At 72.8% G+C, this 20,265-nt stretch carries 22 protein-coding genes and 1 pseudogene; 15 read left to right on the top strand and 8 right to left on the bottom strand.

The window, feature by feature from the left end; genetic code table 11:
- Window positions 1-14 precede the first annotated feature (14 nt).
- From OG456_RS06705 to OG456_RS06690, 4 genes are all read right to left on the bottom strand, one after another.
- Window positions 15-1,196 carry an amidohydrolase gene (locus OG456_RS06705; protein ID WP_266558179.1) on the bottom strand — a complete coding sequence of 394 codons (1,182 nt, stop codon included), beginning with the start codon at window positions 1,194-1,196 and terminating at the stop codon, window positions 15-17.
- Window positions 1,193-2,491, bottom strand: coding sequence for an amidohydrolase family protein (locus OG456_RS06700; RefSeq protein ID WP_266558177.1), 1,299 nt, complete (start codon window positions 2,489-2,491; stop codon window positions 1,193-1,195). The genes OG456_RS06705 and OG456_RS06700 overlap by 4 nt, the downstream gene beginning before the upstream one ends.
- 143 nt (window positions 2,492-2,634) lie before the next feature.
- Entirely contained in the window at window positions 2,635-3,420 is a 786-nt protein-coding gene (locus OG456_RS06695; protein WP_266558175.1) for a GntR family transcriptional regulator, read from the bottom strand.
- A 63-nt stretch (window positions 3,421-3,483) separates the two neighbouring features.
- On the bottom strand, window positions 3,484-3,837 hold the full coding sequence (locus OG456_RS06690) for a VOC family protein (RefSeq protein WP_266558173.1): 354 nt from the start codon (window positions 3,835-3,837) through the stop codon (window positions 3,484-3,486).
- Between the two features lie 193 nt (window positions 3,838-4,030).
- Here OG456_RS06690 and OG456_RS06685 point away from each other — a divergent pair, with 193 nt between their 5' ends.
- From OG456_RS06685 to OG456_RS06640, 10 genes are all read left to right on the top strand, one after another.
- A complete protein-coding gene (locus OG456_RS06685) occupies window positions 4,031-4,342 on the top strand; it encodes a gas vesicle protein (RefSeq protein WP_266558171.1) in 312 nt (103 codons plus the stop codon).
- Between the two features lie 159 nt (window positions 4,343-4,501).
- Window positions 4,502-4,933 (top strand): gas vesicle structural protein GvpA, encoded by a 432-nt coding sequence (locus OG456_RS06680; protein ID WP_266558169.1) that lies wholly within the window; start codon window positions 4,502-4,504, stop codon window positions 4,931-4,933.
- A complete protein-coding gene (locus OG456_RS06675; protein ID WP_266558167.1) occupies window positions 4,930-5,682 on the top strand; it encodes a GvpL/GvpF family gas vesicle protein in 753 nt (250 codons plus the stop codon). The genes OG456_RS06680 and OG456_RS06675 overlap by 4 nt, the downstream gene beginning before the upstream one ends.
- Window positions 5,683-5,686: 4 nt before the next feature.
- Complete coding sequence (locus OG456_RS06670; RefSeq protein ID WP_266558165.1) at window positions 5,687-5,923, top strand: gas vesicle protein GvpG; 237 nt, start codon at window positions 5,687-5,689, stop codon at window positions 5,921-5,923.
- A gap of 12 nt (window positions 5,924-5,935) precedes the next feature.
- Window positions 5,936-6,526 (top strand): DNA primase, encoded by a 591-nt coding sequence (locus OG456_RS06665; RefSeq protein ID WP_266558163.1) that lies wholly within the window; start codon window positions 5,936-5,938, stop codon window positions 6,524-6,526.
- Window positions 6,519-7,700: an SRPBCC family protein gene (locus OG456_RS06660; protein WP_266558161.1), complete on the top strand. Its 1,182-nt coding sequence runs from the start codon at window positions 6,519-6,521 to the stop codon at window positions 7,698-7,700. The genes OG456_RS06665 and OG456_RS06660 overlap by 8 nt, the downstream gene beginning before the upstream one ends.
- Window positions 7,697-8,041, top strand: a complete 345-nt coding sequence (locus OG456_RS06655; protein WP_266558159.1) for a gas vesicle protein — start codon at window positions 7,697-7,699, stop codon at window positions 8,039-8,041. The genes OG456_RS06660 and OG456_RS06655 overlap by 4 nt, the downstream gene beginning before the upstream one ends.
- A complete protein-coding gene (locus OG456_RS06650) occupies window positions 8,038-8,844 on the top strand; it encodes a GvpL/GvpF family gas vesicle protein (protein ID WP_266558157.1) in 807 nt (268 codons plus the stop codon). The genes OG456_RS06655 and OG456_RS06650 overlap by 4 nt, the downstream gene beginning before the upstream one ends.
- Window positions 8,841-9,029, top strand: a complete 189-nt coding sequence (locus OG456_RS06645) for a gas vesicle protein (protein ID WP_266558155.1) — start codon at window positions 8,841-8,843, stop codon at window positions 9,027-9,029. The genes OG456_RS06650 and OG456_RS06645 overlap by 4 nt, the downstream gene beginning before the upstream one ends.
- Window positions 9,030-9,091: 62 nt before the next feature.
- Window positions 9,092-9,325, top strand: a complete 234-nt coding sequence (locus tag OG456_RS06640) for a gas vesicle protein K (protein WP_266569094.1) — start codon at window positions 9,092-9,094, stop codon at window positions 9,323-9,325.
- 42 nt (window positions 9,326-9,367) lie between these two features.
- On the opposite strand, the pseudogene OG456_RS06635 reads toward OG456_RS06640, so the two are convergent.
- Both OG456_RS06635 and OG456_RS06630 read right to left on the bottom strand, forming a co-directional pair.
- Window positions 9,368-10,180, bottom strand: a pseudogene (locus OG456_RS06635) (class I SAM-dependent methyltransferase); the annotation flags it as partial.
- A gap of 109 nt (window positions 10,181-10,289) precedes the next feature.
- Window positions 10,290-11,795: a bifunctional phosphatase PAP2/diacylglycerol kinase family protein gene (locus OG456_RS06630; RefSeq protein ID WP_266558153.1), complete on the bottom strand. Its 1,506-nt coding sequence runs from the start codon at window positions 11,793-11,795 to the stop codon at window positions 10,290-10,292.
- 92 nt (window positions 11,796-11,887) lie between these two features.
- Here OG456_RS06630 and OG456_RS06625 point away from each other — a divergent pair, with 92 nt between their 5' ends.
- The 3 genes from OG456_RS06625 to OG456_RS06615 all read left to right on the top strand — a co-directional run bounded on the left by OG456_RS06625 (window position 11,888) and on the right by OG456_RS06615 (window position 16,019).
- Window positions 11,888-13,519 (top strand): ATP-binding cassette domain-containing protein, encoded by a 1,632-nt coding sequence (locus tag OG456_RS06625; protein WP_266558151.1) that lies wholly within the window; start codon window positions 11,888-11,890, stop codon window positions 13,517-13,519.
- A 218-nt stretch (window positions 13,520-13,737) separates the two neighbouring features.
- A complete protein-coding gene (locus tag OG456_RS06620) occupies window positions 13,738-14,997 on the top strand; it encodes an aminotransferase class I/II-fold pyridoxal phosphate-dependent enzyme (protein WP_266558149.1) in 1,260 nt (419 codons plus the stop codon).
- A complete protein-coding gene (locus OG456_RS06615) occupies window positions 14,994-16,019 on the top strand; it encodes an MBL fold metallo-hydrolase (RefSeq protein WP_266558147.1) in 1,026 nt (341 codons plus the stop codon). Before OG456_RS06620 ends, OG456_RS06615 begins: the two co-directional genes overlap by 4 nt.
- Here OG456_RS06615 and OG456_RS06610 read toward each other — a convergent pair.
- Window positions 15,999-16,670, bottom strand: a complete 672-nt coding sequence (locus OG456_RS06610; protein ID WP_266569093.1) for a DedA family protein — start codon at window positions 16,668-16,670, stop codon at window positions 15,999-16,001. The genes OG456_RS06615 and OG456_RS06610 overlap by 21 nt on opposite strands.
- Window positions 16,671-16,696: 26 nt before the next feature.
- Window positions 16,697-17,470, bottom strand: coding sequence for an MBL fold metallo-hydrolase (locus tag OG456_RS06605; protein ID WP_266558146.1), 774 nt, complete (start codon window positions 17,468-17,470; stop codon window positions 16,697-16,699).
- An 84-nt stretch (window positions 17,471-17,554) separates the two neighbouring features.
- Here OG456_RS06605 and OG456_RS06600 point away from each other — a divergent pair, with 84 nt between their 5' ends.
- Both OG456_RS06600 and OG456_RS06595 read left to right on the top strand, forming a co-directional pair.
- A complete protein-coding gene (locus OG456_RS06600) occupies window positions 17,555-17,986 on the top strand; it encodes a hypothetical protein (protein WP_266558144.1) in 432 nt (143 codons plus the stop codon).
- Between the two features lie 124 nt (window positions 17,987-18,110).
- Window positions 18,111-20,225: a phage holin family protein gene (locus OG456_RS06595; protein WP_266558142.1), complete on the top strand. Its 2,115-nt coding sequence runs from the start codon at window positions 18,111-18,113 to the stop codon at window positions 20,223-20,225.
- The last annotated feature ends 40 nt before the right edge of the window (window positions 20,226-20,265 follow it).

Genomic DNA, 20,265 nt, shown 5'->3' with positions numbered 1-20,265 from the left:
CACGGCGCGGGTGGTCAGGGCAGCAGCTCGCCGTCCCTGGCCACGACCCGGCCCGCCCTGACCACCAGGTCACGCGCGGGCAGGTCCACCACGACCTGGGGCAGGCACTCGCCGCGCACCAGGAAGAAGTCGGCCGGTGAACCGGCGGACAGATCGAGGTGGGGGAGGCCGACGACGCGGGCGCCGTCATCGGCGGCGACACGGAAGGCGTCGGCCAACTCCTCGTCCAGGCGCGCCCCCTGGGCCCGGGCGAGCAGGTGCGCCCGGTGCAGCATGTCCGCGTTGCCGAACGGGCTCCACGAGTCGCGCACCCCGTCCGAACCGAGCCCGACCCGCACCCCCAGCTCGCGGAGCCGGCGTGTGGGCAGGACCAGCGGCCGTGAGGGCGCCACGGTCGTCAGGGAGATCCCCGCGTCCGCCAATTCGGCGCCCATGCGGTCGAGTTCGAGACCTTCGAGGCCGGGCACGCAGAACGCGTGACTGATGCTGACCTTGCCCTGGAGGGACAGCGCCCTGGTCCGGTCGATGATCGCGTGCACCGCGGTCAGGCCGGGGAGGGACTGGTCGTGGAGGTGGATGTCGACGCCCACGCCGTGCCGGTCGGCGATCCCGAAGACCAGGTCGAGCTGGGCGTCGAGCGCCTCGTCGAAGCCGATCGGGTCGATGCCGCCCACGAGGTCGACGCCACCGGTGCGGGCCGCCTCCTCCAGGAGCTCCGCGGTGCCGGGCGCCCGCAGGACGCCGTGCTGAGGGAACGCGACGATCTGCACGTCGACCGCGTCCCGCAGCGCCTCACGCGCGGCGCCGACACCCTCGACACCGGCAAGGCCGAAAGCGGGCGCGACATCGACATGGGCCCGCATCGCCCGGGTGCCCCGGGTGACCGCGTGCGCCATCAGGCGCTGGGCGCGGTCCCTGAGGGGAGTGGTCTGCGAGCGGTACAACTCGGCGTCCGCTGCGGCGAATTCGGCGATCCCCGACGCGGGCTTGCGCGACACCCAGGGCTCGCCCCACGCGGTCTTGTCCGGGTGGATGTGCGCGTCCACCAGGGTCGGCAGCGCGATCCGGCCGCCGCAGTCGACGACCTCGGCACCCTCGGGCGCCGGACCGTCGACGATCACCCCGTCGACGACCGTGAGGTCCACGGCCTCCGTCGCACCGAGCGGGCGTACGTTCCGGAAAACGGTGGCCGTCATACGGCGACCCCCGTACGCACGACGCGCACCGGCTTCTTCAGCACCGACACGTCGGCGAGCGGGTTGCCGGACAGCAGGATCGCGTCGCCCGCGTAACCGCGCGCGAGACGACCCACCCTGCCCTCGAAGCCGAGAAGACGGGCCGCGTTGGTGGTGGCGGTGCGGATCGCGTCGAGCGCGGACAGACCGGCCGAGTGCATCATCTCGATCTCGGCGCCGATCGGCTCGACCGAGCCGCCCGACGAGTCCGTGCCGGACACCAGGCCCACACCCAGCTCGTGGGCGAGCTTCGCGGCGGCCTTGAGCTTCGGCAGGTAGGTGCGGCCGCGCTCGTCGAGAACCGGGTCGGAGTCGCCGATCATGCCGCCGATCGCGACCATCGTGGGCGTGAAGTACGTACCACGGCGGCGCATCTCGTGCAGGGTCTGCTCACTGATGAACGCGCCGTGCTCGACGGACTTGACGCCGGCCATGACCGCGTCGTGGCAGCCCTTCTCGCTGTAGCTGTGGCACAGCACGTCCTTGCCGTCGCGGCGGGCGGTGGCGACGATCGTGGAGAGCTGCTCGCGGCTGTAGACCTGCTCCAGAGGGTCCTGCTCGGCCAGGCCGGCGCGCGGGTTCACGCGCGTCTTGATGGTGTCGACACCCCTGGCCAGATTGACCTCGACGACGCGGCGCAGCGCCTCGGTCGAGGTGACGCCGCCCTTGAGGCGGGCGAGCGGGGTGAGGTCGGGGTCCGCGAGGATCGTGTCGCCGAGGTCGGGCGTGACGAAGACGCCGGACGCGCGCAGCCTGGGGGCCAGGCCCGGGGCCTGCCGGGAGAGCTCGCGGACGGCGATGTCTTGGTAGAAGTTCGTCGAACCGCTGCGCGCGGTGGTGGCGCCGAGCGCGAGGGTCCTGGCGGCCTCGGCGGCGGTGTTCAGGTGGATGTGCGAGTCGACGAGCCCCGGCAGGACCCACCGGCCCTGCGCGTCGAGGACGGTGACGCCGGCGGGCACGTCGACGTTCTTGCGCTTGCCGGCCGCGCGGACGACGCCGTCACGGATGACGACGACCGCGTCCTCGGTGACCTCGCCCGTCGCGGGGTCGAGGAGCGTGCCGCCGTCGATGACGAGGTCACCGCCGCGAGGGGCGTTCCCGGAGTGGGCGGCGGCCGTGCGGGTCATCGGGGCGGCGGCGGACGCGCCGGGCGCGGCGGCGAGGGCGGCGGTGGTCCCCGCGAGTGCGGCGGCACCCGCGAGTACGCCTCGGCGGGTCAGCCGGTTCGACGGCGGGGGGCAGTTCTCGACGCACATGCGGGGCTCCTCGGCGGACGGCGGGAGGGATCGGGTGGTCCGACATTTTGTATACCAAGATGGAGGGGCGGGCAAGGAGGGGTCGATTCCGCTCGGGTCCGACCTGCATGTTCTGCCCGGATTCTGGTCAACCTGAGCAGGAGCTAATCGACGTTGGTATACAAAGTGGCGTCGTCTCCGCGGTCGTCTCCGCGGCCGTCACTCCGACCGTCATCGCCCTCGTCACCGAAGAGGGAGCGCAGCGCCACCGACCGGCTGTCGCGTACGTGCAGCAGCGTGCTCGCGGCAGCCGTCTCCTCGTCGCCCGCGACGATGTGCCGGAAGATCACCGCATGCTGCGCCCGCATATGGCCGGGCTCCTCGCGCAGGCCGAACAGCAGCTGGAGCTGCCAGCCGAGCTGTTCCATGGTGCGCGCCAGGAGAGGGTTCCCGGACAGAGTCACGATGCCCTCGTGGAACGCGGTGTGCGCGGCCACCTCACGCGCGCCCTCGCCGGCCGCGGCCGCCCGCTCCGCCACGTCCAGCGTCCCGCGCAGCGCGCCGAGCCCCTCCAGCTCCTGCGGCGCGGCCCGCGCGACCCGCCGGGCCGCGAGCCGGGACGCCTGTACGGCCAGCGGCTCCCACACCTCGTAGAGATGCTCCACGTCGGCCCGCGCCAGCCGCCGTACGCGCACCCCGCTGTGCGGCAGGAGTTCCAGCAGGCCCTCGGTGACGAGTGAACGCAGCGCCTCCCGCACGGGGACGCGCGACATCCGGAGCTCTTCGGCGACCTCGCGCTCCACGAGCCGGGAGCCCTGCGGGTAGCGCCGGTCGACGATGCGCTCCCGGATCGCGTCCCGTGCGCGCGAGCCGAGCGGGGGCCGGGCCCCGCCGCTCTTCGCGGCCTCCCCGGCCTCCCGGGTCTCGCCGCCGTGGTCGTTGCCCGCCATGTCCACCGTCCTAGCTCCCGCGTACCCCGGGCGAGGATACGGGGACGGGCCCGCGACCTCGCGCTAAGCCTGGCCCTGCCGGTCGGCGTACTCGAAGACCGAGCCGTCCGGGTGCATCGCGATGAGGTTGCGGCCCGCGGGTGTCGGGACCGGCCCCGCGAGGACGCGTGCGCCGGACGCGCTGAGGACGGCGTGCGCCTCGTCGACGTCCGGGACGGCGATCGTCGCCGCGACCTTGCGCAGGACGTCGATCTCCTCCTTCGGACCGCTCATCAGGAGGAAGCAGCCGACCGCCGCGACGGAGACCCCGCCGCGCTCGAAGCGCAGGGCCCGGCTGCCCGCGAGCCGTTCGTAGAACGCGACCGAGGACTCCAGGTCCTCGACGCAGATACGCAGCGTGGTTCCCAGGATCTCCATAGCCGGGAGCGTAGTTGGCCACGCGCGGACGCGTGATCGTTTCAGGGGATCGGTCGGGAGCCGGGTGCGGTCCGCGCTCTCCTGCGGAGGAGGGTGGGCCGCCCCCAAGCAACTTCCAAACGTCGCTCCCCAGAGGGAAGTTGAGGTTTGGGTCGAGTGCGGACGGTAACTCGGGGAGTAAGACCACCACGACGTGTACACACACGACGACCTGAGCGAGGTGGAGGACGTGCCCGGTCCCACGGAGATCCTGCGTGAGGCGAGCGCGCAGCTGTCGGAGCTCACCGGAATGCCGGCGGAGTCAGTGACATCCTTCGAACGCTCGGAGGACGGCTGGGAGTTGGAGATCGAGGTCGTCGAAGTGGCCCGCGTCCCCGACACCATGAGCCTGCTGGCGAGCTATCACGTGCGTCTCGACTCGCAAGGGACGCTCGTCGGCTACCGCCGCGTCCGCCGCTACGAACGCGGACGGGCCGACTCCCCCCGGCCGGGCGGCTCCCGCTAGGCCGAGTGCCCCGCGCCCCGCAGGGCGACCACTTGTAAGGCGCACGGCACCGCCATGCCCACATCGCTAGCCAAATCCCGAGCCCGAGCACAACCCGAGGGCCACATCAGGCCTGGCCATGTCCGTGGCCGGGCCCCGGAACAAGGAGGACCGTTCTCCATGACCGTTGTCCCCGCACAACAGAGCGGTGGCGGTGGCGGCTCGAGCGGCCTGTACGACGTCATCGAACTCGTCCTCGACCGAGGACTCGTCATCGATGCTTTCGTCCGGGTCTCCCTCGTCGGCATCGAGATCCTGAAGATCGACGTCAGGGTCGTCGTCGCCAGTGTCGACACCTATCTGCGCTTCGCCGAGGCCTGCAACCGGCTCGACCTGGAAGCGGGTCCGCACCGCGACCCGGGTCTGCCCGACCTCGTCGGCGAGATCACCGAGTCCGGCGCGCGCGGCAAGTCGAAGGGCGCGCTGTCCGGAGCGGCGGAGACCATCTCCGACGCGTTCAGCCAGGCGCGCGACGAGGGCCGGAGCGAGCAGCGTCCGCGCACGCGCCGCGCCACGTCCAGCCGTAAGAAGGAGCAGGAGGCGCAGGAGTGAGTACGTACATCTACGGCATCGCGAGCCGCGAACATCCCGCGCTGCCCGACGGCATGGGTGGCATCGGCAAACCGGCGCGTGAAGTGAGGATCGTCCGTGAGGGCGGCCTGGCGGCGATCGTCAGCGACTCCCCCGACGACCTGCGCCCCAAGCGACACGACCTGCTCGCGCACCAGAGCGTCCTGGCCGAGGCCGGCGCCGCCGGGGCCGTCCTGCCGATGCGATTCGGCAGCCTGGCCCCCGACGACACGTCCGTGGCGGCTGTGCTCGGTGAGCGCGCCGACCACTACCACGAACGGCTGCGCGCCCTGGACGGCAAGGTCGAGTACAACGTCAAGGCCCAGCACGACGAACAGGCCGTGCTGCACCGGGTGATGGCCGACGACCCGGAACTCCGCGCCTTCGTTGAGGCCAACAAGCGGGCGGGCGGCGGAAGTCACGAGGAGAAGCTCCGGCTCGGCGAGGCCGTGGTCGCGGCGGTGCAGGCCAGGGAGGAAGCGGACGCCGTCGAGGTGCGCCGGCTTCTGGAGCCTGCGGCCGACGCGGTGAGCGTGGGGCCCGACGGCACCGGCTGGCTGGCCAACCTCTCCTTCCTGATCCCGCGAGACCGGGTCGAGCGGTTCCTCGCCGCCGTGAAGGAGCTGGGCGAGAAGCACTCCCACGTAAAGGTCAGGGCCAACGGCCCGCTGCCCCCGTACAGCTTCGTCGAACCGGGGCCCGCGAAGCCCGCGGCGGATTCGAGGGGGTGAGCGCGTGGGACTTCTCGGCGAAGTCCTGCTGCTGCCTCTCGCACCGGTCCGTGGCTCGCTCTGGGTCATGGAACAGGTGCTTACCGAGGCTGAGCGGCAGTACTACGACCCCGCTGCCGTCCGGGCGGCCCTCGCCCGGCTCGAGGAGCGGCTGGAGGCGGGCGAGATCGACGACACCACGTTCGACCGCCTGGAGGACGAACTTCTGGACCGGCTGGAGGCCGGCCACCACCGAATGTGAGAGAAGGACCTGATGAACCGAGCAGCAGTCGGCCTCGCGGTAGGGGCCGGATACGTCCTCGGGCGTACGAAGAAGATGAAGCTGGCGTTCGCTGTCGGCACGCTGGTGGCCGGCAAGCGGCTGCGCCTCAAGGACGCCCTGGGTGTCCTGGACTCCCCGCAGTTCAAGGAGATCGGCGACCAGCTGCGGGAGGACCTCGCCGGGGTCGGCAAGGCGGCCACCGGAGCGCTCGTGGAGCGCCGCATGGAAGGGCTCGCGGGTGCGCTGCACCAGCGCACGGAGGGGGTACGGGATCGGATCGAAGGAGTGGCGCCGGACGTGGGCGGCCTCGTGGACGGCGACGACCGCGACGACGACCGCGATGACGACGGTGACCGGGGCGACCGGGACCGGGTGCCCGCGCAGCGCGCCGGGGCCGGAAAGGCGTCGTCGAAACAGCCGTCGTCGAAACAGTCGGGGGCCAAGAAGACCACGGCCAAGAAGTCGGCCGCGAAGAAGACGGATCCGAAGAGCGCGGCGACGAAGAAGACCGCCGCGGCCACGCGGACCGTGAGCCGGCGCGCACCGCGCACACGGTCGAAGGGAGGCCGCGACGATGGCTGACCCGACACGGACCGCCCGGTCCGCGACCGGGGCCACGCCCCTGAGCGGCCTCGCCGGGAGCGAGGCGGCGGACCACCTCAAGGCGGAGGTGCAGGAGTACCTCACGGCCCAGGCCCAGCGGCTGCTGATCGGAATGGGCCGCAAGCTGGGCGAGACGACGCTCAAACTGGACGACATCGCCGAGGGCAGCAGCCCCGGCCTCGCCCGCCTCGCGCTGGACGGCGGCCGCAAGCTCGCCGAGGGGAAAGGGCCCGTGCGCGGAGCCGTCGAGATCGGCGCCGCACGGCTCAAGGACAACCTCAAGCACACTTTCGAGGAAAACGTCCTCGAACCCCTCAAGAACCTCGGCGGAGGCAGGGGCGGCGCGAGCCGGCGGCCCACCGTCATCATCGAGTACGTCGACGTCGGCGTCGATCTGCGCACGGCGTACGACCAGTGGACCCGCTACCAGGAGTTCAGTACGTTCGCGAAGGGCGTGAAGAACGCGCGCCGCGCCGACGACGTCACCTCCGACTGGAAGCTCAAGGTGTTCTGGTCCACGCGGAGTTGGAAGGCGCACACGACCGACCAGGTGCCGGACGAGCGGATCGCGTGGACGTCCGAGGGAGCCAAAGGCACCACGCAGGGCGTGGTCTCGTTCCACCGGCTCGACGACCGGCTGACCCGAGTGCTCCTGCTCATCGAGTACCACCCCAAGGGCCTGTTCGAGAGGACCGGCAACATCTGGCGGGCCCAGGGCCGCCGGGTCCGCCTCGACCTCAAGAACTTCGCCCGCTTCGTCACACTGCGGGGTGAGGCGAGCGACGGCTGGCGCGGGGAGATCCGCGACGGCGAGGTGGTCCGCAGCCACGAGGACGCCGTCGAGGACGAGTACGAAGACGGATACGAAGACGGTTACGACGACGAGTTCACCGACACGCGGCAGCCCGAGGCGGACGACGGGACGGACGGGGCGGATTACGAGGACGACTACGACGAGGCCCCCGACGAGGACGGCTTCGAAGCCCCCAAAGAGGACGACTTCGAAGCCGCTGACGAAGACGACTTCGAAGCCGCCGACGAAGAGCCGGACGAAGCGGAGGGCGCGGCGGAAGGCGAAGAGGTGGACGACGCACAGGATGAGGGGGCCGACGGCGTAGCCGGGCGGGCCCGAGCTCCCCGGGCCCGCCGATGACCACGGCGGGCAGGCTGCCCGACGCCTATCGCGGCGGTGACGGCGGAGCCAACCTCGCCGACATCCTGGAGCGCGTCCTGGACAAGGGCATCGTGATCGCCGGCGACATCAGGATCAACCTCCTCGACATCGAGCTGCTCACCATCAAACTGCGCCTCGTCGTCGCCTCCGTGGACAAGGCGAAGGAGATGGGCATCGACTGGTGGGAGGACGACCCGGCCCTCTCGTCCGGCGCCCGACGCAAGGAACTTGCCCGCGAGAACGCCGAGTTGCGGGAGCGAATCCAGGCCCTTGAGGAGACACAGGAGCCCCTGAAGGAGAGTGGAGGCGCCCCGTCATGAGCACTGAACTGCGTTACGTGTATGCCGTCTGCCGTCCCTTCGACGCCCCGCTCCAGGCGGAACTCGTCGGCGTCGAGGGCAGGCCGCCCCGACTGCTGCGGCATGAGGACCTGACCGCCGTGGTCGGCGCCGTCCCGGAAGCCGACTTCGCCGAGGGTCCGCTGCGCGCGCACCTGGAGGACCTGGACTGGCTCACGGCCACGGCCCGCGCCCACGAGAGGGTGGTCGCCGCCCTCACCACCGTCACCAGCCCCCTCCCGCTGCGACTCGCCACCGTCTTCCGTGACGACAGCGGGGTCCGCTCGATGATGCAGGAGGAGCAGGGCCGCTTCCGGTGGGCCCTCGGCCGTCTCGCGGGACGCGTCGAATGGGGCGTCAAGGTGTACGCGGACGGGGCACCGGAGCCACGGCCGGAGACACGGCTCTCGGGGCCCGGCGCGGGAACGGGCTCCGGCCGCGCGTACCTGCAGAGCAGGCGTGCCCGGCGCGACGCCCAGGACGGTGCACGGCAGCGCGCGGAGGCGTTCGCCGAGCGGCTGCACGGTGACCTGGCCCGGCACGCGGCCGCGGCCAGGGTGCATCCGCCCCAGAACCCCGCCCTCTCCCGGGTACCGGGCGTCAACATCCTCAACTCGGCTTATCTGGTGGACCGTTCGGCGTCCGAGGACTTCGTCGAACGGGTCGACCGGACGAAGGACGAGGAGCCGGGCATGCGCGTGGAGCTCACGGGCCCCTGGGCCGGCTACTCCTTCACGATGCCGTCCGACGAGGGCCCGGCGGGCCAGGAAGAGGCCGGTCGATGACCGTCGTCGAACGCCGTGAGATCGCCCTCGTCGACCTCCTCGACCGGCTCCTCGCCGGCGGAGTCGTCCTGGTCGGCGACGTGACACTGCGGATTGCGGACGTGGACCTCGTCCGCATCGGCCTGAACGCACTCATCAGCTCGGTCGATGGCCGAGTGCCGTCGCCCTGGGAGGATGGACCGTGACGGACCACGACCGGAACCGGAACCGGGTCGAGCTCGACCCCGACACCGTCGAGCGCGATCTGATGAAGCTCGTCCTCACGGTCGTCGAGCTGCTGCGCCAGCTGATGGAGCGCCAGGCGCTGCGCCGCTTCGACACCGGGGATCTGAGCGAGGACCAGGAGGAGCGGATCGGGCTCACCCTGATGCTCCTCGACGACCGCATGGCCGAGCTGCGGGAGCGTTACGGCCTGCGGCCCGAGGACCTCAACATGGACCTCGGGCCGCTGGGGCCGCTTCTGCCCCGGGAGACGACATAGCGCCGTGACGGCCGTGCCCCCAACCGTGCCCTGGTCCTCCCTCTTGCGGCACAGGATCTCGCCGTGCAGCACCGAGAACCAGGCGTCCGGCTGCTTCCCCCACGTCCGCCACGCCTCGGAGATCTCCTCCAGCCGACCAGCCGTGGCGAGGCCGTTCTCCGTCGCGCGGTCGGCGTACGCGGAGGCGACGGTGCGGTCCGCCCACAGGCCGCTCCACCAGTCGGTCTCGTCCGGCGCGGAGTAACACCAGGTGGAGGAGGACGCGTTGATGTCGGCCGGGGCGAAACCCGCCTCCAGCGCCCAGGACTTGAGGCGCCGGCCGGCGTCAGGTTCGCCGCCGTTGGCGCGGGCGACCCGCCGGTACAGGTCCAGCCAGTCGTCCATGGCCGGCGCGTTCGGGTACCAGGTCATGGCCGCGTAGTCCGAATCGCGGACGGCGATGAACCCGGTGGGCCTGGTGACGCGGCGCATCTCGCGCAGGGCCTGCACCGGGTCGCCGACGTGCTGGAGCACCTGGTGGGCGTGCACGACGCAGAACGTGTCGTCCGGGTAGTCCAGTGCGTGGACGTCCGCGGTCGCGAAGTCGACGTTGGTCAGGCCGCGTTCGGCCGCTGTCGCCCGGGCCTGGTCGAGGATCCCCGCGGCCTGGTCCACGCCGGTGACGTGCCCCTCGGGGACCAGCGCCGCCAGGTCGGCGGTGATCGTGCCCGGGCCGCACCCGATGTCCAGGATCTTCATGTGCGGCTTCAGCGAACCGAGCAGATACGCCGCCGAGTTGGCGGCGGTGCGCCAGGTGTGGGAGCGCAGCACGGACTCGTGGTGGCCGTGCGTGTAGACGGCGGTCTCCTTCGGCATGGCGGACCCCTTCGCAAGATCGGTGAGCGGTGAACCCAGTGAGATCACCGTACGCCGCTCCTCCGGATCGTGAGATGGCTATCTCACGATCCGGACCGGGGGTGTGGTGTCACAGTATGGTCAGCGGCCGGTAGACCCGCAGCGCCTCGTGCTGCTTGTCGATGATCAACTCCCGCCCGCACGGCCCGACTTCACCGTCGAAGGCCAGCGGTGTGCCGGGGCTGATGTGGTCCATGCGCAGCCGCGTGCGCCGGACCGCCGCGTGGAACGGGGAGCGGGAAAGCGGCCCCGCGAACGCCGCCGCCAGCAGTCGTACGCCCGGCAGCCGGCCGCCGTGCACCACGCGCACGTCGAGCAGGCCGTCCGCGAGATCCGCGCGCCGGCCCGCCGTGAGCCCCATCCGGCGGTACGTGCAGTTCCCGGCGAACACCATCCACAACGGACGGCGCGTGCCGTCCAGTTCGGCCTGCAACGGGTGGTCGCGGCGCAGCACATGCGTGGCGGCCACCACGTCGGCGAGCCGTCCGCCGATCCGTCGCGACCAGCGCTCGCGCTCCTTCACCAGCTCCGGGTACACGCCCAGGCTGAAGGTGTTGAGGAAGATCCCGGAGGTGGCCGACGACCGGAAGCGGCCGACGTCGACCGCGACGGCGTCGCCCGCCTCGACGGCCCGCGACAGATCGCCCGGGTCCTCGATCCCCAGGTCGTACGCGAAGTGGTTGAGCGTGCCGCCGGGAAGCACGGCGAGCGGCAGGCCGTGGCGCAGGGCGACGCCCGCCGCCGTGTTCACGGTGCCGTCCCCGCCGCACACCCCGAGCGCCCGCGCCCGGGTCGCCGCCTTCTCCAGCGCGGCCGGCAGATCGGACCCGGAGGCCTCGACGATCTCGGCCTGCGGCAGCAGTCCGCGCAGCGCCCGCGCCTGGTCCGGACTGCCCGCGCCCGTGTTGACCACCATCACCAGGCCCTCACCGCCCGGCAGCTTCGGCACGTCGTCCACCAGCGGGCGGCCCGGCGAGGGCATCTGGTCGCGGGTCGGCACGAGTCCCCGTACCGCGAACGCCGCGCCCGCCCCGAGCGCGGCGCCCGCGAGGACATCGCCCGGGAAGTGAGCGCCCGTATAGACACGGGACGCGGCGACGGACAACGCGAGGGGCGCCACCAGCGCGCCCAGCGGACGGGACTCCAGCGCGACGCCCGCCGCGAACGCGGCCGCCGACGCCGCGTGCCCGGACGGGAACGACGTCGTGACCGGCTGCCGCTTCAGGCGCCGCACCAGCGGCACCGGGTCGAGTGCGGGCCGCGGCCTGCGCACCGAACGCTTGCCGAGTGTGTTGATCGTCACGGATGCCACGGCGAGCGAGGCGACACCGCGCACGGCCGCGCGGCGGGCCTTCGGCGAGCCGCCCACCGCCAGCGCGCCCGCCACCGCGAACCACAGCACCCCATGGTTCGCGCTGCGGCTCAGCCGGGGCAGGACGCGGTCGCCGCCCGGCCAGTGCCGGCGCGCCGCGTACTCGAAAACACGCAGGTCAAGGGCGGCGAGCCGGCCACGCAGGCCGGGCCCGGCAGGGGTCGCGGTCCGCCAGGTCGTCAGAGAGTCGAGGTCAGCGCACATTGCGCACGTCTACCCGCCGGACGGCCCCGAACTCCGGGGGCGTGCCGAAATCGTTTTGCTCCTCACCCGGCCGGGCGCCCACAATGCGGACCATGGGACATCTGGAAGCCGCGCACCTCGAGTACTACTTGCCGGACGGGCGGGCGCTGCTCGGTGACGTCTCCTTCCGGGTCGGCGAGGGCTCCGTGGTCGCCCTCGTCGGGCCGAACGGCGCGGGAAAGACGACGCTCCTCAAGCTGATCTCCGGCGAGCTGAAGCCGCACGGCGGCACCGTCACCGTCGGCGGCGGACTCGGCGTGATGTCGCAGTTCGTCGGCTCGGTGCGCGACGAGACGACCGTGCGCGACCTGCTCGTATCCGTCGCGACCCCGCGGCTCAGGGAGGTGGCGAAGGCCGTCGACGAGGCCGAGCACCTGATCATGACCGTCGACGACGAGGCGGCGCAGCTCCAATACGCGCAGGCCCTGTCCGACTGGGCCGAGGCACACGGCTACGAGGCCGAGACCGTCTGGGACATGTGCACCACGGCCGCCCTCGGCATCCCGTACGACACGGCCCAGTTCCGCGAGGTCCGCACCCTCTCCGGCGGCGAGCAGAAACGACTCGTCCTCGAAGCCCTGCTGCGCGGCACCGACGAGGTCCTCCTCCTCGACGAGCCGGACAACTATCTCGACGTGCCCGGCAAGCGCTGGCTGGAGGAGAAGCTGCGCGAGACCCGTAAGACGGTCCTGTTCGTCTCCCACGACCGGGAGCTGCTCGCCCGCTCCGCCGAGAAGATCGTCAGCGTCGAGCCGGGAGCCGCCGGCGCCGACGCCTGGGTGCACGGCGCCGGCTTCGCGACCTACCACGAGGCGCGGCGCGAGCGGTTCGCGCGCTTCGAGGAGCTGCGCAGGCGCTGGGACGAGAAGCACGCCCAGCTGAAGAAGCTCGTCCTCAACCTGCGGCAGGCGGCCGCGGTCAGCCACGAGATGGCGTCCCGCTACGCGGCGGCGCAGACCCGCCTGCGCAAGTTCGAGGAGGCGGGACCCCCGCCCGAGCCGCCGCGCGAGCAGGACATCACCATGCGCCTGCACGGCGGCCGCACCGGGGTACGGGCCATCACCTGCAAGGGCCTGGAGCTGACCGGCCTGATGCAACCCTTCGACCTGGAGGTCTTCTACGGCGAGCGGGTCGCGGTCCTCGGCTCGAACGGCTCGGGCAAGTCGCACTTCCTGCGCCTGCTGGCCGGGAACCCCGACGACGAGGTCGCGCACACGGGGGAGTGGAAGCTCGGCGCGCGCGTCGTGCCCGGCCACTTCGCGCAGACCCACGCCCACCCCGAGCTCCAGGGCCGCACCCTGCTCGACATCCTCTGGCTCGACCACGCCAAGGACCGCGGCGCGGCGATGGGGCGGCTGCGGCGCTACGAGCTGACGGCCCAGGCCGAGCAGAAGTTCGAGCGCCTCTCGGGCGGCCAGCAGGCCCGCTTCCAGATCCTGCTGCTCGAACTGGCCGGAGTGACGGCGCTCCTCCTCGACGAGCCGACGGACAACCTCGACCTGGAGTCCGCCGAGGCGCTCCAGGAAGGTCTGGAGGCGTTCGACGGCACGGTCCTCGCCGTCACGCACGACCGTTGGTTCGCCCGCTCCTTCGACCGCTACCTCGTCTTCGGCAGCGACGGCCGCCTGCGCGAGTCCGACGAACCCGTCTGGGACGAGCGCAGGGTGGAGCGGGCGCGGGGGTAACCGCCTCGGCGCCCCCTGCTGTCGCCCCGTCACCCACTCGGCCCAGGCCCGCGGCACCCTCCCCGCACCGCATTCCCCCGTGCTCACGCTCCCGGGCGACGGGCACCGACCCTCCCGTGCAAGCCGCGCGGGAGTGTGCGGCTCGGGAGAGGCTGGGGAGGGTATGAGGTGCCCATGAGGTCCCAGCAGTGCGGACTGGCAGCGCGTGGAGGTGGCACATGCGGGGCAACGACCACGGGATCCTGGAGGGGCGCGGGCCCGTCCGGTACGGGCCGCCCCTGCCGGACGACGGCCTTCCCGTCCTGCCCGAGCTGGCCGCCGCGGCCGCCGCCGCGGACCCGGCAGTCCCGGAGCCGCCCGGCGGCGCCCCCTCCCTCCTCGACGCAGCCTGCGGCTACTGGCTGCGCCGCGGCCTTCCCACCGAGCCGGGCAGCACCGCCGCCGCGCCCGGCGGCGTACCCCTGCTCCTCGCGCTGACCGCCGCGATCGGCGGCGACGTACTGCTGCCCCGGCCCTGCCCGGCCTGGTGGGAGCCCCAGGCGCGACTCCTCGGCCGGTCGGTCTTCCACGTGGCGACGCCCGCCGAGTGCGGCGGCGTCCCCGATCCGTACGCCCTCCTCGAAACCGTGCGCCGGGTCCGCGCCGAGGGCGGCGACCCGCGGCTCCTCGTCCTGTCCGTCGCCGACGACCCGACCGGGACGGTGGCGCCGCCCGAGATCCTGCACGAGGCGATCGAGGCCGCCGCGGCCGAGGGCCTGCACATCGTCAGCGACGAAACCTGGCGCGACACCCAGCACCACGACCCGGCCCGCGCCACCGTCCTGATCGACCCAGCCGAGATGCTGCCCGAGCACGTCACCGTCGTCACCGACCTCACCGGCGCCTACCTGCCGCCCGGACTGCCCGCGGCCGTCGCCCGCCTCCCCGCCACGGCGCGCGGGACTGCGCTGCGAGCCCGCGTCCTGGACGTCCTCACGGCACTCGGCGGCGTCCTCTCCGCCCCCGCCGCGGCGGCCGCCGCATACGCGCTGGGCGAGCCCCCCGGGATCACCGCGCGCCTGCGCGCCACGACCGCCCTCCACGCGCGCGTGGCCGCCGCCGTGCACCGCGCGTTGCTCGACTCCGGCGGACTCGCCCGGCCGCCCGAGGCCGGCCGTCACCTGTACGCGGACCTGGACCGGCTGCGCCCCGCACTCGCCGCCCGCGGTGTCGGGGACGCCCAGGACCTGGAGGACCGCCTCTCCGAGCGGCTCGGCATGCCCACCCCCGGCGGCCACCGCTTCGGCGACGACCTCGCCGCACTGCGCGTACGCCTGTCCACCGGCCCCTTCGTCGGCTCAACCCCGCAGGAGCGCATGACGTCTCTCACCGCACCGGAACCTCTGGAATTGCCGCACGTACAGCGCGCGTTGAGCATGTTGGAGTCGGCACTCGACGATCTCAGGGCCGACGTCAAGGGATGGGAGAGTCCTCGATGACGCAGCAGTCCGAGTCGATGGCACAGCGAGCTGATGCGCCCGCGTCCTTCGTGCCCCTCGCCGAGCCGAAGCCTCTCGGCGGGGGACGTGTCTGGCCCAAGTCGTTCGCCGACCGCCTGACGGCGCCGCTGCCCGGGCTGCGCGCCTTCGCCCGGTTTGCCAGGGAGGGCGCGCTGCGGCCGCCGCCCGAGGCCCTGACCAAGATCGCCGCCCTGCCGTTCGAGCCGGGCCCGCTGCCGGCCGTGGACGCCCGTACCGTCGCCGTCAGCTGGGCGGGGCACGCCAGTTGGGTGCTGCGCATAGGCGGCCTCACCGTGCTCACCGACCCCGTCTGGTCCCGCAAGATTCTCGGCACCCCGGCCCGGGTCACTCCCGCGGGCGTCGCCTGGAGCGCCCTGCCGCGCGTCGACGCCGTCGTCATCAGTCACAACCACTACGACCACCTGGACGCCCCCACCATCAAAAGGCTCCCGAGGGACACCCCCGTGTTCGTGCCCGCCGGACTCGGCCGCTGGTTCACGCGCCGCCGCTTCACCCGCGTCACGGAGCTCGACTGGTGGGAGGAGGCCGAACTGGACGGCGTGCGCTTCGACTTCGTCCCGGCCCACCACTGGTCCAAGCGCAGCCTCGTCGACACCTGCCGCACCCTGTGGGGCGGTTGGGTCCTCACCGACCTGGAAGGACAGCGGGTCTACTTCGCGGGGGACACCGGATACGGGCACTGGTTCTCGGAGATCGGCAGCCGCTACCCCGGCATCGACCTGGCGCTCCTGCCCATCGGCGCGTACGAGCCGCGCTGGTGGCTGCGGGACGTCCACTGCGACCCGGAGGAAGCGGTCAGGGCGGCGCAGGACGTGGGCGCGCGCCGCATGGCACCCATGCACTGGGCGACGTTCCTGCTCTCGGCCGAGCCGGTCCTCGAACCCCTCACGCGCGTACGGGCCGCATGGCAGAAGGCGGGCCTGGCGCGCAAGGACCTGTGGGACCTGCCGGTGGGCGCCTCACGCGTGCTGACCGTCTGAGCGGCCCCCGCGCAGCCGCCGCCACACGGCGGGCGCCGAGCTGATCAGCAGCGTCAGACCGACCGCCGCCACGACGCCCTCCCACGGCTCGCTGAACAGCGAGCCGCCGAGGATGCCGATGAGCTGATACGTCAAGGCCCAGGCCAGGCACGCCGGGACATCCCCGCGGGCGAACTGCCGCAGCGGCATCCTCGCCATCAGGCACGCCAGCATCACGGGGATGCGCCCGGCGGGCACGAGCCGGGACAGGACGAGCACCATCACCCCGTGGTCGGCGAGCTTGTCCTGCGCCTGCGCGAGCCGCTCCTCGGGCGCCCGGTCGCGGATCGCGGCCAGCCACTTCGAGCCTTCCCCAAGCTCTCGACTGCGCTCGAGCAGGGGAGACCCCAATTTCGAACCCATGCCGCGCTGCCCCAGCCAGTACAGCGCCACATCGCCGAGGAACGCCGCGAACGCGGAGACACCGAACACCAGGAGCAGCGAGAACGGCGCCGTCTGATGGAAGGCGACCACGGCCGCCGAGCTGACGAGCGCCCCCGTGGGGACGACCGGCACGAGCGCCCCGATCACGATCAGCAGGAACAACGACGGGTATCCGAGGGCCTGTTGGGTGGTTTCCGGCGGCGTGTGCGTCACCGCGGCGGCGAGCAGCTGATGGCCCGCGAGACCGGCCGGGTTCACCGGGCGACCTCCGGCCGTACGCTCTCGCCGTGACCGAGCAGATGCACCGTCACCTCGGGCGCCAGCTCGGCGGAGCGCCGCACGAACTCGTCGCCCGGCGTGTGGAATTCGTGCGGCCGCACCGCGTCCATGCCGATCGGCCAGTACGTCCCGTAGTGCACCGGCACGGCGCTGCGCGGCGCGATCCGCGCGAGCGCCTCGGCGGCCCGGCCGGCGTCCAGATGGTGCGGCCCGAGATACGGCCCCCACCCCCCGACCGGCAGCAGCGCCACATCCACCTCGCCCACCTCCTCCGCCATGGAGTCGAAAAGCCCGGTGTCGCCCGCGAAGTAGGTGCGGGCCTCGCCGCTCACCACGAACCCGAGCGCGGGGGAGCGGTGCGGTCCCACGGGTATGCGCCGCCCGTCGTGCGACGCGGGCACGGCCCGTACGACGAGGCCGCCCACCTCCACGCGCATGCCGGGCTCGACCTCCGTGAGCCGCAGGTGCGTGAGCCTGCGCAGGCCGGGCACCGCGCGCCGGGCCCCTCGCGGGAGCAGGACCAGGGTGCCGGGGGCGAGCCGGGCCAGGGACGGGACGTGCAGGTGGTCGGCGTGCAGATGCGAGACGAGGGCGACGTCGGCGACGGCGGCCTCGGACGGCGGGAGCGCCCCGCGGCGCCGGCGCAGATGGACGAGGCGGCGCGTGAAGAGCGGGTCGGTCAGCACACGGATCCCCGAGTCCTCGACCGTGCAGGTGGCGTGACCCCACCAGGTGATCTCCACCGGCACCTCCAGGACCTCCTCCGTGCGACTCCCCCCGAGCCTACGGGCAGGAGTAGGGTCGTCGGGGAAACCGGAGGTGAGGGGGACACCATGGGTGAACCGGCGGAAGAGACGGCGGCCGGCGCGGTCCGCGTCACGGCGATCGCCAGTCTGACCCCGCTGGAGGAGCTGGACGCCGACCCCTTCCTCGTGGACTCGCGCAGCCAGCACGCGATGTGCGCCCGCTGGGCCGCCGACCGGGGATACGTCGTGACCAGAGAACTCCTCGTCCACTCACTGCGCTCCGACCACGACGTGCTGTGGACGGACGTCGACGCGGGCCTCGTCGACCTGTTCGTCGCCCCGAGCGACCGGGTCCTGCGGGCCGCGCTGCGCTCGGTCGACGAGTTCACGGCCGAGTGCGAGCGCCGCGGCGTCCGCCTGGAGACCGCGGGTCTCGCGGAGCCGTCGTACGACGCGGAGATGAAGAAGCGCGTCCACCGCCGCATGTCGATGCCGACGGCCGGTTACGACGGCTGCTGAGCCGGCACCCCGCGCGTCCCGCGCCGGGCACTTGTGTTCGCAGTCAGGGGAAAACCCGGACGTATCACGCTCATATGACACGCTTGGCCCGGGGTCGACCAGACGGCGAGAGGGTGAGCGAGGCGTGGGCGAGGGGCGTTGGCGGCGGTTCGCCGGCACATGGTGGCGGTCGATCGCCGTGTGGGCGGTCAGCACCGTCACGATGCTCGTGCTCGCCGGGATCCTGCCGGACTTCCAGCTCCAGTCGGACAACGGCGACAGCGCCACCCGCATCGCCGTCACCGCCGCGCTCGGCGCGGGCGCGTTCGGTATCCTGTCCGCGCTGGTGTGGCCACTCCTCGTGCGCGCCCTGCTCCTGGTGCCCGCGCTCGTCCTCGGCCTCGTCGTCTTCTTCCTCAACGGCGGCCTGCTGCTCTTCGCCCTGGCCCTCGTCCCCGACGGCCGCGGCGAGGCCAACCCCGAGACCGCCGTCGTCGTCGCCGCCGTCATGTCCGCGGTCGCGTCCGCCACCGGGGGAGCCCTCGCCGTGCGCGACGACGACGCCTACCGCCGCCGCCTCTACCGCCTCGCCGACCGGCGCCGCCGCAGAGGGAACGCCGGAGCGGGACCGTCCACCCCCGGCACGGTCTTCCTCCAGCTCGACGGCGTCGGCCACGACGTCCTGCGCGACGCCGTGGACCAGGGCGTGATGCCCACCGTCGGCGCCTGGCTCGGCGCCGGCACCCACCGCCTCACCCCCTGGCGCACCGACTGGTCCAGCCAGACGGGCGCCAGCCAGCTCGGCATCCTGCACGGCAGCAACTACGACGTGCCCGCGTTCCGCTGGTACGAGAAGGACACCCGCGAGATCCAGGTCTCCAACCGGCCCACCAGCGCCGCCGAACTCCAGCGCCGCGCCATCGAGCACACCGGCGACGGCGGACTCCTCACCATGGACGGCGCCAGCCGCGGCAACCTCTTCAGCGGAGGCGCCGAACAGGTCGCCCTCGTGCTGTCGATCGCGGCCCGCCGCGGCAAGGAGAACCGCTCGCGGGCCGGCTACTTCGCGTACTTCAGCGACCCGGCGAACGCCGTGCGCACCGCCCTGTCCTTCGTCGCCGAGGTCGGCCGCGAGATCGGCCAGTCCACCCGGGCCCGCCTGACCCGGCAGCGCCCCCGCGTCGGCCGCGGCGGGCTCTACCCGTTCATCCGCGCGTTCGCGACGGTCGTGGAGCGGGACGTCGTCGTCGCCGCGGTCATCGGCGACATACTCGCGGGCCGCAGCGCCGTCTACGCGGACCTCGTCGCGTACGACGAGGTCGCCCACCACTCCGGGCCCGTCAGCCGCGACGCCGAGAAGGTCCTCGCGCGCCTCGACCGCTCCCTCGCGCTGATCGCGAAGGTCGCCGAGCACGCCCCGCGCCCGTACCGGATCGTCGTCCTGTCCGATCACGGGCAGAGCCCCGGCGAGACGTTCCGCGCCCGCTACGGGCTCGGCCTCCAGGACCTCGTCCGGGCGGGCTGCGGCCTGCCCGTGCCGCGCCGTGCCCGGCGCACCCACAGTGGCGCCGAGGCCCGCGCCGCCGTCAGGGCCGCGCTGCGCAGGCCCGTCGAGGAGGGGGACGAGAAGCACCGCCCGGCGTCGCGCCGCTCCGAGCCGATCGTGCTCGCCTCCGGCAACCTCGGCCTGGTCTCCTTCCCGGACGTGCCGCACCGCATGAGCAAGGAGGAGATCGACGCCCGCCACCCGGCGCTCCTCACCACCCTCGCCAACCACCCCGGCATCGGCTTCCTGCTGGTGCGCAGCGAGGAGCACGGCGCCGTCGTCCTCGGCGCGCGCGGCGCCGAGATCCCCCTGGCCGACCTCGACGAGCGCCCGGGGCCCCTGGCCGACTTCGGCGCGCACGCCGCCGACGCGGTCCGCCGCACCGACTCCTTCCCGCACACCGCCGACATCATGGTGAACTCCTGGTACGACCCGGCCGAGGGCGAAGTGCTCGCCTTCGAGGAGCAGATCGGCTCCCACGGAGGGCTCGGCGGCGCCCAGGGCCACCCGTTCCTGCTCGCCCCGGAGGTCTTCTCTCCGCCGGTCGCGAAGGGCGCGGAACTGGTGGGCGCCCAGCAGGTCCACCACGTGCTCCGCCGCTGGCTGCGCGAGGGCAGCGGTCCTCAGGTCCCGCTGGACAAATCCCGGCACGAGCCCGCCCCCGACGCATCATTTACGGCCGCGACGGTCACTCCGCAGGACAATTCCGCCTGATTTTGAACGATGTGTGCCGGGGGCGGACCATGGGACGTCG

Origin of the sequence: Streptomyces sp. NBC_01446 (assembly GCF_026340095.1) — a bacterium.
GTDB lineage: Bacteria > Actinomycetota > Actinomycetes > Streptomycetales > Streptomycetaceae > Streptomyces > Streptomyces aureus.
The sequence above is the reverse complement of the archived record's forward strand: the minus strand, read 5'-3'. Positions and strand labels throughout refer to the sequence as shown.